This window comes from Aquirufa sp. ROCK-SH2 (genome assembly GCF_054558315.1).
The window spans coordinates 254,425-268,129 of sequence record NZ_JBPXKB010000002.1 but is presented as its reverse complement, the minus strand read 5'-3'; the positions used below and the strand labels follow the sequence as shown (position 1 = coordinate 268,129).

10 protein-coding genes are annotated in these 13,705 nt (G+C 38.6%); 2 read left to right on the top strand and 8 right to left on the bottom strand.

Going from position 1 to position 13,705, the window contains the following annotated elements:
• Positions 1–59 precede the first annotated feature (59 nt).
• Complete coding sequence (locus V7S79_RS05050; RefSeq protein ID WP_459489470.1) at positions 60–194, top strand: hypothetical protein; 135 nt, start codon at positions 60–62, stop codon at positions 192–194.
• A 328-nt stretch (positions 195–522) separates the two neighbouring features.
• Here the strand turns inward: V7S79_RS05050 and V7S79_RS05045 are convergent, their stop codons facing one another.
• The 7 genes from V7S79_RS05045 to V7S79_RS05015 all read right to left on the bottom strand — a co-directional run bounded on the left by V7S79_RS05045 (position 523) and on the right by V7S79_RS05015 (position 9,708).
• Positions 523–1,266: a dioxygenase family protein gene (locus V7S79_RS05045; RefSeq protein ID WP_459489469.1), complete on the bottom strand. Its 744-nt coding sequence runs from the start codon at positions 1,264–1,266 to the stop codon at positions 523–525.
• 84 nt (positions 1,267–1,350) lie between these two features.
• A complete protein-coding gene (locus V7S79_RS05040; RefSeq protein WP_459489468.1) occupies positions 1,351–1,656 on the bottom strand; it encodes a Dabb family protein in 306 nt (101 codons plus the stop codon).
• 6 nt (positions 1,657–1,662) lie between these two features.
• Entirely contained in the window at positions 1,663–2,514 is an 852-nt protein-coding gene (locus V7S79_RS05035; RefSeq protein WP_459489467.1) for a ThuA domain-containing protein, read from the bottom strand.
• A 40-nt stretch (positions 2,515–2,554) separates the two neighbouring features.
• Positions 2,555–4,189 (bottom strand): carboxylesterase/lipase family protein, encoded by a 1,635-nt coding sequence (locus V7S79_RS05030; protein WP_459489466.1) that lies wholly within the window; start codon positions 4,187–4,189, stop codon positions 2,555–2,557.
• Positions 4,190–4,353: 164 nt separating this feature from the next.
• Positions 4,354–5,958, bottom strand: coding sequence for a beta-N-acetylhexosaminidase (locus V7S79_RS05025; RefSeq protein ID WP_459489465.1), 1,605 nt, complete (start codon positions 5,956–5,958; stop codon positions 4,354–4,356).
• Between the two features lie 76 nt (positions 5,959–6,034).
• On the bottom strand, positions 6,035–7,051 hold the full coding sequence (gene yiaK / locus V7S79_RS05020; RefSeq protein ID WP_459489464.1) for a 3-dehydro-L-gulonate 2-dehydrogenase: 1,017 nt from the start codon (positions 7,049–7,051) through the stop codon (positions 6,035–6,037).
• Positions 7,052–7,056: 5 nt separating this feature from the next.
• Positions 7,057–9,708, bottom strand: a complete 2,652-nt coding sequence (locus V7S79_RS05015) for a DUF7133 domain-containing protein (RefSeq protein WP_459489463.1) — start codon at positions 9,706–9,708, stop codon at positions 7,057–7,059.
• 352 nt (positions 9,709–10,060) lie between these two features.
• Between V7S79_RS05015 and V7S79_RS05010 the strand changes: the two genes are divergently transcribed.
• Positions 10,061–12,340: an ATP-dependent helicase gene (locus V7S79_RS05010; RefSeq protein ID WP_459489462.1), complete on the top strand. Its 2,280-nt coding sequence runs from the start codon at positions 10,061–10,063 to the stop codon at positions 12,338–12,340.
• Between the two features lie 168 nt (positions 12,341–12,508).
• Here the strand turns inward: V7S79_RS05010 and V7S79_RS05005 are convergent, their stop codons facing one another.
• Positions 12,509–13,705, bottom strand: a complete 1,197-nt coding sequence (locus tag V7S79_RS05005; protein WP_459489461.1) for a Gfo/Idh/MocA family protein — start codon at positions 13,703–13,705, stop codon at positions 12,509–12,511.

Below are 13,705 nucleotides of genomic sequence, written 5' to 3'. Positions count from 1 at the left end.
ATCGACAGGCTCAGCAACCGTGCTCAGACAAGGCTATTTCTTCTTTTTCAAACTCATCAGTGAACTTTTGGTTAATCCCAACGAAAGATTTGAACGTAGCGGTAGGCGGAGCTTTGACAATGCGCAAGGGCGATTTGCGGCATTTTCACTGGATCATGTTCGAAAAATGTGGGATAAATATTTTAAGCAATTAAAATTGAGATAGGATTTTTTTAAACATTAAGGCATTAATGTTTTAAAAATGATATGATAGAATGAAAATTGATACTAATAATATCATAAAAGTCTTAAATTATTTCGCAGCCCCACAACTATTGAACATGATCCTTTTAACCTAATCAAATTATCAATTAACTGAACAATAAAACACGTAAATTGCAGGGGGTAAGGGGACGCATTACCCCTTAAAAAAAGAAATTCAGATCCACTAACAGGAAACTTATATTTTTATCCGTTGATTGATTTGATTATAAATCCATCACATATTATCCTTTACTAAGGCTGACGATTATCCCAAATATGCTAAGCTGAAACTGTAATCAAATGAGTCAAGGTAAAACCTTTCGTCAAATCGCCTGAAATGGTGGCTAATTCACTCGCTAAAGAATCGGAAAAAACATTATCTCGAGTATTAGCAGTGTCTTGAGTACCTTTGGTATAGACACTTGTCGCTGTGGAATAAACTTTATCACAAACATCCGTTGGAAAGGCAATTTGGGTTGTCAGCAAGGATTTACCATTCGCGTCATAAATTTGAACGTGAATGTGCGGAGCTCTTCCTGGATACCAGCCTGGAAAAATACTAGTAAATGTCACAAGGCCACTTGCATTAGTTACTTGTCTACCTCTTAAGAAATGCACAGATGTTAAATTAACTTGTTGCATTCCCGAGCCACCATATTCGGAATAATAGCCATCTGCATCGCAATGCCAAATATCGACAATCGCATTTGCCAATGCCGCACAGTTGCTATTTTTATTGTTTATTGTAATGTTAATCGTAAAAGGAATACCCTTTCTATCGCTAGTAATATTGTTCATTAGCAAGGAAGAAGGTGATTTGGTCGGAAATGGACCAGCCGTTTCAGAGGGGGCAACCGTACAGGTACCATTGGTAGTGGTTCCACCAGTTGAACCCGAATTGGACGAAGAATTATCACTAGGTGTAATAGATTCCTCTGATTTAGAACAAGCAGTACTTATGGGTAAGATAATCCCCGCACTAATAGCGGTTAATCCATTTTTCAAAAAAGATTTACGATTCATGCATTTAAAATTGTAAGCACAAAACTATTCAAGATTTAGGTAAGAAACAGTTCCCGTTATCTCCAAGATTAGTCCATTTATCGATTACATATTCAATGTAACTGTGTCAATTTCCATAAAATCTTCTACATTAGGAATCCACCAATGTTGAACAAAGGCATCATGTTCTGGATGATTCGAATAGGTATCATAAATTTCCTGGGAATCAAAGACCATCGAAAAGAAATATTCGAAATGATTTTTCGGACTTATTTCTTTGGATATTTCCAAATTTTGCACTCCAGGAATGGATTCCAAGCTTTTCAATGCCAAAAGAAAATCCATTTTCTTTTGCTCAGAAACTGTCGATTTAAACTTCAAAATACCCGCGTGTCTGATTGGTAAATTCATCTCTAATTATTTTATACACCAATTAATACCATTTTCAATCAATTTTACATAATCTGGATTATTCCAAACATCTTTGGAATGCCCCATAGAGGTATAAAAACCTTTCCCTTTTCCCATTTGACGATACCATGCCACTGGATGAGATTTTCCCATACCGAAGTTTTTATCCTTCGTCCAAAGAATATTTCCATTCGGAATAATTTTATCTCCATTGATTGTATACAAGACTTTTGCCCCTTTGGGTTGAGCAAAAAACACATACCATTCATCGGTATTGACCCAAGATTTAGATAAGTTTTTTTCAAATAAAGAATCAACTCCCGCCTCCATTTTCACTTCCGCTTTTTGAAATTGAGGATCCAATGGATGGTGCGAAAATTCTGCACCTAAAAATTCATGCGTGTACCAATTCCAAGCATGGTGTGAGTCATCTCCGGCACCATGTATTCCCATAATAGCACCGCCTTGATTCACATAATCTTCCAAAGCCTTTTGTTGCTCTTCATTCAACACTCGGCCTGTAGAATTATTGAACACAACCAATTTGAATTTCTTCAATTGCTCCGAATTAAAAACACCTCCATCTTCTGTTCCATAAATGAACCAATTGTTTTTTTCTTCCAAATTTTTCAAGGCAGGAATAGATGCTTGAATGGATTCGGCATGTCTAAAACCGGTTGTTTTCGAAAACAATAAGATCGCTGATTTGTCCGCTGGAATTGCCAAAGCAGGTTTGTCTGTTTCATAAGAGACAGGAAAACCATTTTTAACTTTATACAGAAAAGTCGCCATCAAAGCGAAAAGAGCTAAGACTAGAACTAAAACGGTCCAAGCGAAAATTTTAAATACTTTTTTCATTCGAATACAATTTTAAGGGAGCTTCCGCTCCCTTTTTTGATTAGTTTTTATCCAAGAATTCGTATCTCGCTTCTGTTTGAGATTTAATTAATTTCGAATTGACATCTAAAATCATCACATCAGGTTGCGCTTCGTTTTTAGCTGGAGCCCAAGGAATTAAATTAGCTCCATTGGGATCATATTTCTTGATGAAATTGGCAAAATACTCTTGCATTTCTTTCGACACTTTGTAATCATCTGCCGACCAATCATACACTAAATTCGAAGATAAGTTACCCAAAGCATATTCGATTTCAGCCGAGTGAACAGCTCCTTTAGGTTTAGGCGCTTTTGGAGCATTGGGATCTCTTTTTACCACACCACCTGCTAAGGCTGCTTCTACGTCTTTTTGCAACATATCTGGTCTCGGGCGTGCAAAATAATATCTGTAAATAGGTTGTTGACTATGTTTTCTGTGTAAATCAAACCATTTCCATGTAGTATAGCCTAAGAAGCGGTCTCCTGCTAAATCGGTGGCCGATTGCTCTGCCTCTTCTTGTGTATTTCCTGGGTATAATTGCAAAACTTGATCCGCTTTCTCCTTGTATAATTCCTTAATAATGTTCGGATAAGACTCTTTGGTGATCGGCTGCCCTTTAGAAATTGCTTTATAATTAGATTCCTCAGAATTCCACCCTAACAATAAAGGCACTTGCGCTTGCTCTCCTGCCTCGAAAATTTCTCTTGCGGTCTTTGGCATAAAATAACCATCGATGTTCATCGAAAAACCTAATTTCTTCGATTCAATCATTTTTTGGTATAATTCATAAGTTGATAATGCGCGTAATTCTTTCAAGGATTTCATACCAATTTTTGTTGCCCAATCTACTCCGTCCTTCTCGGAAGAAGCTAAAGTATTGCCACCTAAAATGCCTGAAAACCATCCACCTGACTCGCCGATGGCTGCATGAAATAATCCTTTAGATAATGGAGTGGCCATTTGAGCACTAACAGCAATCGAACCAGCCGACTCCCCAGCAATAGTCACGTGATTAGGATCGCCTCCAAAGGCCGCAATGTTCGCTTTTACCCATTTCAAGGCAGCTGTCATATCCATTAATCCATAATTACCAGAGGCTTTGTTTGGTGATTCCTGTGTTAATTCAGGGTGAGAAAAGAAACCAAAAACATTCAAACGATAATTGATCGTAACCGAAACAATTCCCTTTTTAGCCATTGATTCTCCATCATAACGAGGTTCCGAACCATCACCAGCCATGAATCCTCCGCCATAAAAATAGACCAAAACAGGTAGTTTAGCACCTTCTTTTGGATTAGGCGACCAAACATTTAAATAAAGACAATCTTCACTCATACCATTGCTACGAAAACCCATATCTCCAAAAATAGGTGTTTGTACCGCTTTAGGTCCAAATTGTTTTGCTTGTAAAACTCCTGACCAAGATTTAGGTTCTTGAGGTGCCTTCCAACGCAATTCACCGACTGGAGGCAAGGCAAATGGAATCCCTTTAAAACTTGCTACTTTCGAACGAGTGTCGAACTCACCCTCCAAAATTCCATTTTTCGTTTTGACTTGTACGTCAATCGAATAAGTGTTTTTCGCTACTTGAGCCTGTGCATTAAACATGGTAGAGATGGCAAAACCGATTGCCAGAAAAGACGTTAAAATTTTCATAGTGCTTATTGTATCATTTTTACACAATAATATATAATTTTTGAGGGAATAGCAAATGATAAAAGGTAAGAGGTAAAAGGTAAGAGGTAAAAGGCAAGAGAGTTTTGTCTTTTCTCTTTTCTCTATTACCTTTTACCTCTTACCTTTTACCTCTTACCTTTTACCTAAAACCCCTCCTTGCAATAATTAATCTTCAAGGCATCCATCGCCGGAAGATGAGCTTTTAGGCGTTTGAGGAAATCATCATAATTTCGGTTGCCTTTACTAGACCAATTGACCTCGGCTAATGCCAAGCCTCTTGGGTAAGTCATATATTCTGCATAATCAGGTTTGCTGATATATTCAGTCCAAATATTTGCCTGAACACCTACAATATGCTTAGCCTCCTCAGCTGTTAATTCTGGCAAATCAGGCTCAAATGAATAGCATTTCGATAAAGGCAATAAACCACCGATTGCCAAGGGTTGTGTTTTAGGATCTGCTTGATAATAATCTAAATAAAAATAACTATTGGGCGACATCACTACATCATGTCTTTGTTTAGCTGCTTCAATCCCTCCTTTGGTGCCTCTCCACGACATAACCATCGCATTAGGCGATAAACCTCCTTCTAAGATTTCATCCCATCCTAACAATTTTTTACCTTTTGATGTAACAAATTTATCGATGCGACGGATGAAATAACTTTGCAATTCATGTTCATCTTTTAATCCTAATTTTTTGATTAAATCTTGGCAGAAGCGACTTTCTTGCCATTGTTTTTTGGGACACTCATCTCCTCCAATGTGAATATATTGACCTGGAAATAAGTCCATTACTTCCGTTAACACATTTTCCATGAAAGTAAATGTTTCCTCTCTTGGACAAAGGACATCTTCTGAAACACCCCATTTGGTAGCTACTTGATAAATCTTATCTGGATTGCAGCCCAATTGAGGATATGCCGCCAAAACCGCTTGTGAATGGCCTGGCATTTCAATTTCTGGTATGATATTAATGAATTTTTTGGATGCATAGGCAATCACTTCTTTGATTTCCTCTTGCGTATAAAAACCACCATAAGGCGTTTTATCATATTTTTGATCTCGATAATGTCCCACCATTGTTTCCTTACGTATGGAACTAATTTGAGTCAACAAAGGATATTTTTTGATTTCAATTCTCCAACCTTGATCCTCCGTTAAGTGCCAATGAAAAGTGTTCAATTTATACACCGCCATTAAATCTAAAAAGCGTTTGATGAAACTCACTGGAAAATAATAACGACCCACATCTAACATCATTCCACGGTATCCAAAACGGGGCGCATCCTCAATTTGGCAGGCAGAGGCAGTCATTTCTACCGTTGATTTATCCTTTGAAAATATCGCAGGAGGCATTAATTGAAACAAGGTTTGCAAGGCATAAAAAGCTCCTTTACCCGTTTTCGATTGAATTTCAATTTTTTTGGCACTCACATTTAAACGATAGGCTTCTTCTCCCAAACTAGCATTTTGAACAAAAATGACTCCCTTAGAGCTAGAAGCTACTTTTTTTGGAAGAATGTTTAATCCAGAAGTGGATGCTAATTGGTCCGCTAACATCTGAGCAACAGAATTTATGTCCGCATCTGAACTCAAAACACTGATGGAAGTGCTTTTTTGAAAAACAAATTTTCCGGAGGCGGGAATCAATTTTTCAGGCTTCGGAATAATGTGATAGGCATCTTGAGCAAGTCCTGAAAAACTTAACATCAAGCCCAATAGGCAAGTAAATAAAGATTTCATCATTGTTATAATTTAATTTTTGTTTAATTATTTATGGTTGACCACAAGGGTCGACATTACTTGTTTCATACATCTTACGTCATACATCCCCAGCCAATTTTCGAACATTTTGCCACACTTGCTCGTCCACAGGGATGCCCATTTGAAGGTTTTCTAAACGCGTCCGTAAAGACCGCTCACCTGGATAAAGAATTTCTCCCTTTTCATCGACTGCAGTGGAAGTTCGCAATTGTTCTATGGTTTTCATCAAAGACTGATCAATAAAATCCTGATCTACGATTTTCAAAGGGTCAATGGCCAAAAAAACCTGACTTAATCCCACACTGTTTCCTTTTCCAAATTGGTCAATTTCAGCAGTCGTTTTCCCTTTCGAAAGTATTCCTGCCAATAAATCTAAAACGATTGCTAAACTTGAGCCTTTCCAAAAACCCGTAGGCAGAATCCGCCTTGTTAATTCAATCGCAGCGGGATCATCTGTCAATATTCCTTCGGCATCAAAGCCCCCTGGAAAAGGTAATTTTTGTCCTTTTTGCCGAGTAACTTCCAATTTTCCGTAGGAATACAGCGACATAGCCATGTCTAAAACTACATGACCTTCTTTTCTTGGAATAGCAATCACAAATGGGTTATTGCCAATGTTATTATTCATCGCTCCCCAAGATGGCATACAAGACTCCGTATTCGTCCAACAAATACCAATAAAGCCTTTTTCAGCGGCTTGCCAACCATAACTCCCCCCTCTCATCCAATGATTGGTATTATTCAAAGCCACTAATCCTAAGCCATATTGTTTGGCTATTTCCGTAGCCCTTTGCATGGAAAAAGTAGCATTCAAAACACCCGGTGCTAAATTCCCATTATATACTTCAATGGCACCCAAATTAATCTCCAAGCTAGGTTCAGCGTCTAAATGAATCCAGCCTTGTTGGATATAATCGATGAATCGAGGTACTCGATTTAAGCCGTGAGAATAAACTCCATCTCGACTCGATTCAGCATGAATATAAGCACATTGGCGGGCTTTTTCGGGACTTAAGCCCGTCAATTCAAAGGCTTTTTGAATGGTTTGCACCATTTCTTCAAAAGAAATTCGCATGGAATTTATTTTTTCTGTTCAGATAAAAATGTGATTAATGAAGCAAATTCCTCGTAAGATAATTCATTCGTTAGGCCATCGGGCATCATGGAAGTTTCCATTTCTTTTCTTGAACGAATATCAGCCGTGCGAATACTTGTGATTTGACCCGTAATATCACGCATCACAATTCGATCTGCCGACTCCGCTGTGACAAAACCCATGTATTCTTTTTTGTCTTTTGTGGTAATTAAAACGGTTGCAAAGCCTTGTGAAATGGATGCGTTCGGTTTCAAAATAGATTCTGCAATTTGCTCTCTACTCATAATTCCACCAATTTGACCCATGAATGGCCCCTTTAAAGTTTCACCACTTTTTAAACTATGGCAAACCACACAACCTTGTTTGGTAAATAATGATCTTCCCACAGTAGAATTACCCTTCATTTGCGCCATGGCTAACATAATATCTTCGATGGAAGAGTTCCCAATTTGGCCTTTTTTATTACGTATATTGGCTAAATCTACTTTAGGCTCTTCTTTGACTACTCCATTATCCACAGTTCCTAATTCTGCAATTTCCATTTGATTTTTTTCATTCAAATCAGCATAGAAGCCTTTTTCTTCTTCCCCAGCTTTGGCAAATTCTTTCAGGATGAAATTCTTAATGCCTTCGCTTTCCTCCCAATTGGTCGTTTTGTAATAAGGACCATGACCATTGGGTTTGGTACTCCACCACCATTCTCCCTCATAAGGCGTTTCTTTTTTATAGATACGAGCGAGATTCCCAATTATCTGTTTTTTCAGCGATTTGTTAGTGGTTTTACCATAAGCTTTCATTAACCCAGCTACCGCTTCCGGTTGGTGCATATAACGCAAAGCCCATAAAGCAATGGTAGAATTGGGTCCACCAATGGCCTGAACACATTCTTTCACCGCATTTAATCGAACCAAAGCCCGAACAGCTACGTGCGCTGGAATAATGGCAGAATTAGGTGTCGCATGCGGCCCTTCTTTGTCTTTCGGAGGTGCTACAAAACTGGCAGGAACCTTCACTTTCAATAAGGCAGCAATGGCTTCTTTTTTACCCAAACGACCTAAAGCAATCGTTGCAGCGACCCTTACACGGGGAGAGGGGTCATTTAGCGCCAAAATAAAAGGTTGAATAGGCACTAATTTATTTTTGGTCAAACGGTCAGCCAAAGCTTTTAAAGCCAATTCTTTCACTTCTTTTTCTTTGACCAAATTCAATAATTTCAAAATTCCTTTTTCATCTGCGACTTGAGCAAAAGTAAAAATTCCAGCAGAACGCGCATAAAGTGGAGCTTGAAGATTACTTGCCAATTTCCATGCAATGTTGCTTACCTCTTGCTTATTTCTTGTCAATAATTCTTGCTGAGCAGTTAAACGAGCTACTGCACTATTGGAAGCCAATAAATCAGCCAATTGATTATTATTCAATGTTTTTACATCGGGAAAAGGTTTATAAGTCCAACCTTTAGGGACAGCTTTTACCACAAAACCTTTACTTGGACTACCTGAATATCCAGCACCATCCCAAGCTGCTAAATACAAACGACCCGAACCATCAACATCCAAATCGGTGATTTGCTTTAGCTTAATGAATGGTTCATCTTTTTGTGTATAACTTGCTCCATCAGGACTCACTCGATGGATGTATAAGACACTGTTTCCCCAGTCTGCCATCATTGGAACTTGGTTGTATTTTGCTGGCCAAGTAGGTTCATCCATGAACAGAGAACCTGTTCCTGAACCACCGCCCACATCTACTAAGGCAGGTAAAATTTCTTCCGTAAAATGCTTAAATAATAAAGGATATCCATATTCTCCCGACTGAATATGATGGCTAAATCGAATGTTCCAACCACCACCATCATTGGTATTATCGCGCGTAAAAATATTCATGTAGGGATCAATGGCTACATCGTAGATATTTCTGGTTCCGTGTGTAAAAACCTCCATTTCAGTGCCATCAGGACGAACACGCACGATACCACCACCTAGCATCGTAATTTTTTTACCCGTTCTATCTGTCGCATTATGAAAACCAAAATCGCCTGCAGCAATATAAATCCAACCGTCAATTCCCATTCTTATACCATTGGTTGAATGGTCTGTACCTCTGCTCTGCAAAAATTTCTTGGAACTTATATGTTCGATCAAAGGCGAAGAAGGTCCATCTGCAACACCATCCTTGTTTTTATCTTCAAAAACAACCAGATCCATACCATCGGCTTTCCCTGTTTCTTTCGAAAAAACGGTATGAAGCACATATAATTTATCTCCCAAAGAGATAATTCCTCTCGGGTTGTCCACCATGGCAAATTTGGTATGAACATCCACTTTTCCATCATTGTTGGAATCAACCAACTTTAAAATGTAGCCCTTTTGAGGGGTTTTGCCCAAAGAACCAATTTGGTCAATTCCCACAAATACTTCTCCAGTGGCTGCAACTGCCAAACAAGCAGGACTTGGAGTAAGATCTGCACTGGTAAAATTACGCACTTCGATGGCATCATTCGGCCATGCGGAGGCATTTGAAAGTGTATCTGCTAATACAGAAATCGTAGATTGCTGGTGTTGATTATTTTGACGAAAAAGATAAGCTCCCCAAAATAAAACTATAGCATAGATTAAGCTATATGTTAATTTGAACATAAGTAAGTAACGTTTAAATAGGTTTAGAAAATATTGTTATTAACAATTCAGTAATTTACGAATTAGTTTATATAAAAAAAAGAGAAGTATGAAGTATGAAGTATGAAGTATGAAGTATGAAGTATGAAGTATGAAGTATGAAGTATGAGGTATGAGGTATGAGGTATGAGGTATGAGGTATGAGGTAATAGGTAAGAGGTAAGAGGTTTTCTCTTTTCCCGTTTTCTCTCTTCTCTATCTAATAACTGATAACTAATCACCAATAACTAAATTTTTCATTTTCCCTCTTCACTCTTCCCTCTTCTTTTTGTACTTTTGACACCCCGACTAAATTACCCTTAAAAATACACAAATGGATTACCTAGCTGGCCTAAATGAGCCTCAGAGAAAAGCAGTTGAACACATCGATGGCCCCTTAATGATCATAGCGGGTGCTGGCTCTGGTAAAACAAGGGTTTTGACCTACCGAACTGCCCATTTGATTGCCAATGGTATTGATCCATTTCAAATATTACTACTCACTTTTACCAACAAAGCTGCGGGGGAAATGCGTCATCGTATCGAATCTGTGATTGGAACAGCTGCGAGAAATATTTGGATGGGAACTTTTCACTCGGTTTTTGCGAAAATCTTACGTTTTGAAGGTGAAAAATTAGGATACACCTCTAATTTCTCCATTTATGATACGGATGATTCCAAGTCTTTACTGCGCGCAATCATCAAAGAGCAGAACCTTGACGACAAAATTTATAAGGTTAATTTGCTGTTAAATCGGATTTCCAATGCCAAAAACCGATTAATTAGTCCGGAGCAATACTCCAATAGCGCCGTGCTAACCGAAGAAGATCGTTATGCCAAAATTCCGAGAATGGCGGAAATTTACAAGATGTATACAACTCGTTGTTTTCAGGCAAATGCCATGGATTTTGATGATTTGTTATATCAAACAAATATTCTTTTTCGGGATCATTTAGATGTTTTAAACAAATACCAACACAAATTTAAACATGTGATGGTGGACGAGTTTCAAGATACCAACGTTTCTCAATATTTAATTACCAAGAAGTTGGCAGCTGTGAATCGGAACATTTGTGTGGTGGGAGATGATGCACAAAGTATTTATGCTTTTCGTGGAGCAGATATTCAAAATATCTTAAATTTTGAGCGAGATTATGCCGATTTAACGACCATCAAACTAGAAGAAAACTATCGCTCTACGCAGAGTATTGTGGCAGTTGCCAATTCGGTCATTGCACGCAATAAAAAACAATTGAAAAAAAATGTGTTCACCTCCAATGAAAAAGGAGATGAAATAGAAATTATCCGCGCCGGTAGCGACAATGAAGAAGGAAGAATCATTGCTTCCACCATTTTTGAAACAAAACAAAAAGAGGGTTTAAACTGGTCAGATTTTGCGATTTTATACAGAACAAATGCCCAATCTAGATCGTTTGAAGAATCCCTCCGTAGGCTGAACATCAAATATCGAATTGTAGGTGGATTGTCTTTTTATCAAAGAAAAGAAATCAAAGATGTTCTATCTTATTTGAGATTTGTCGTCAACCAAAGCGACGAAGAAGCTTTCAAGCGCATCATTAATTTGCCCAAAAGAGGTATTGGCGACACGACCATTGCTAAAATTGCCGTAACAGCCGTTGAAAATAATGTATCTATTTGGGAAGTCGTTTCTAATATTCAACAATTCCAAGGAGCCCGAGGAACGGCCGCCATTGAGAACTTTGCCGATTTGATTAAATCGTTCAAAATCATGGTGGAAATAGAGAAAAAAGATGCTTATGATGTAGCCAATCACGTGGCAAAAGCTTCAGGACTTCTTCGGGAATTATATGAAGACAAGACCGTGGAAGGATTGGCTCGCTATCAAAACTTACAAGAATTATTGAATGCGATCAAACAATTTGTGGATTCGGAAGAAAATGAAGATAAATCGCTGGCTACTTTTTTACAGTCGGTTTCTTTGTTAACGAATGCAGACACAGAAGAGGATCCAGCCGATAAGGATAAAGTGACTTTGATGACCATTCACTCGGCCAAAGGACTAGAATTCAAACAGGTATTTTTGGTTGGATTAGAGGAAGATTTATTTCCAAGTCAAATGATGTTACAAAGCCAAAGCGATTTGGAAGAAGAACGTCGCTTGTTTTATGTGGCCATCACCAGGGCGGAAAAGAAATTGATGATGTCCTATGCTGAATCAAGGTATCAATTTGGAAGATTAAAAAGTTGCGAACCGAGTCGCTTTTTGGACGAAATTGATCCTGCCTATTTAAAAATGGCCAAATTGCAAGGCAAAAAAGAAGTACAAGCCTTTCGCCCAGTGAATAAAACAGGTTTTGCTCAGAAATCAAGTCCAGCGCCATCTGCTGCACAATTGATTCAAAAACCCACCAACAATGCAAATTACCAACACGTATCAAGTAGCGATTTCAAAGCTTCAGATGCGATGGAAATTGAAGCAGGACAAAAGGTCGAGCATCAAAAATTTGGCTTTGGGATTGTCAATAAATTGGAAATCAATGGTGCAGAAAGAAAGGCTTTCATCACCTTTGAAAAAGGTGTTGGCGACAAAACGCTTTTGTTGAATTTTGCGAAATTGATGATTGTTAGATAGATGAAGAGAGAAAAGAGGAAAGAGAAGAGAGAAAAATGTTGAATAGGTGGCTGAGGCTCTCGAAGCCACGAATCTTCCGATATTTAGCAATAAAAAATCTTTTCTTTTCTCTTTCCTCTTTTCTCTTTCCTCTTTTCTCTCTTCTCTTTCCCAGTTTTCTCTCTTCTCCTACCTAAACTCCTCCCTTTCGATAATCTCCCCACTTGATTTATGCTTCAAAATCACTTTTTTATCGCCATTGGGTAAAATTTCATCCTTGATGAACCAGTGATCCGCATCGAATTCCGTGTATACTGAAGGTTTTGTTAATCCTGTTTTTCCACGCCATTCGGGCAATTGAACAGGTTCCCATAATTTGGTTTTTGCCGATTTATAGGCAGCGTCAATGATAGCGTTTACTACATAACCATCGTAAAATGTTTCTCTCGGATTTTGTCCATTCTCAAAGGCATCAAACATGTCAGTAAACATATTCGTATAGCCTAATTCGTGTGCTTCATCTCCTACTGGGAACTGCCAGCCGGATGCACTTTCTGCCTTTTCGGCCACGTAATTTTCGCCAGCGCCGCTGGTAAACATTTCAAAACCCGTACGTAAAAAGGAATTGATCCAAATCGTTCCCTCAGTTCCCATCACTTCATCTCTTAAATCCATCCCCCCACGAAAGGTCCAAGAAACCTCAAATTGGCCAATGGCACCATTTTCATATTTGACCAAACCAATGGCATGATCTTCTGCATCTATGGGTTTCACTTGAGTATCTGCCCAGCACATCACTTCAACAGGTTTCACATCTTTCCCGATAAAATTTCTGGCAATTTCAATGCAATGGCAACCTAAATCCAAGACAGCGCCACCACCCGCTTTTTGAATATCCCAAAACCAGTCGGAATGTGGACCCGGGTGAGTTTCTCTCGACTTTGCCCATAAAATACGGCCAATAGCCCCTGATTCAACACTTTTCAGCGATTTTAAAAACTTAGGCGTATAACATAAGTCTTCCAAATATCCTGCAAAAACGCCTGCTTCTTCACAAGCCTTAGTCATGCGCAAAGCCTCTTCAGCGGTTCTTCCCAAAGGTTTGGTACAAAGCACTGCTTTTTTGTGTTTGACACATAAATGAATGGCATCTTCGTGCAAATAATTTGGCAAAGCAATCACCACGAATTCCGTTTCAGGATGAGCGATAGCCTCCTCCATATTTGAGGTATGGTGTGGTACAGCATAATCTTTTGCAAACCGAATAGCGGTTTCTTCTTTTCTAGCGTAAACCACTGTAACGAAATCACGACCTCTTCTACCACACAAGGAATCAGCGTAAAAACGACCGATAAAGCCTCCGCCCAAAATACATACTTTTGCCAT

Excerpts from the sequence above, each read along its gene's own strand:
- V7S79_RS05010 (WP_459489462.1), top strand. The coding sequence starts at position 10,061 with ATGGATTACCTAGCTGGCCTAAATGAGCCTCAGAGAAAAGCAGTTGAA.
- V7S79_RS05035 (WP_459489467.1), bottom strand. The coding sequence starts at position 2,514 with ATGAAAAAAGTATTTAAAATTTTCGCTTGGACCGTTTTAGTTCTAGTC.
- V7S79_RS05025 (WP_459489465.1), bottom strand. The coding sequence starts at position 5,958 with ATGATGAAATCTTTATTTACTTGCCTATTGGGCTTGATGTTAAGTTTT.
- yiaK (WP_459489464.1), bottom strand. The coding sequence starts at position 7,051 with ATGCGAATTTCTTTTGAAGAAATGGTGCAAACCATTCAAAAAGCCTTT.
- V7S79_RS05005 (WP_459489461.1), bottom strand. The coding sequence starts at position 13,705 with ATGGCAAAAGTATGTATTTTGGGCGGAGGCTTTATCGGTCGTTTTTAC.
- V7S79_RS05040 (WP_459489468.1), bottom strand. The coding sequence starts at position 1,656 with ATGAATTTACCAATCAGACACGCGGGTATTTTGAAGTTTAAATCGACA.
- V7S79_RS05015 (WP_459489463.1), bottom strand. The coding sequence starts at position 9,708 with ATGTTCAAATTAACATATAGCTTAATCTATGCTATAGTTTTATTTTGG.
- V7S79_RS05030 (WP_459489466.1), bottom strand. The coding sequence starts at position 4,189 with ATGAAAATTTTAACGTCTTTTCTGGCAATCGGTTTTGCCATCTCTACC.
- V7S79_RS05045 (WP_459489469.1), bottom strand. The coding sequence starts at position 1,266 with ATGAATCGTAAATCTTTTTTGAAAAATGGATTAACCGCTATTAGTGCG.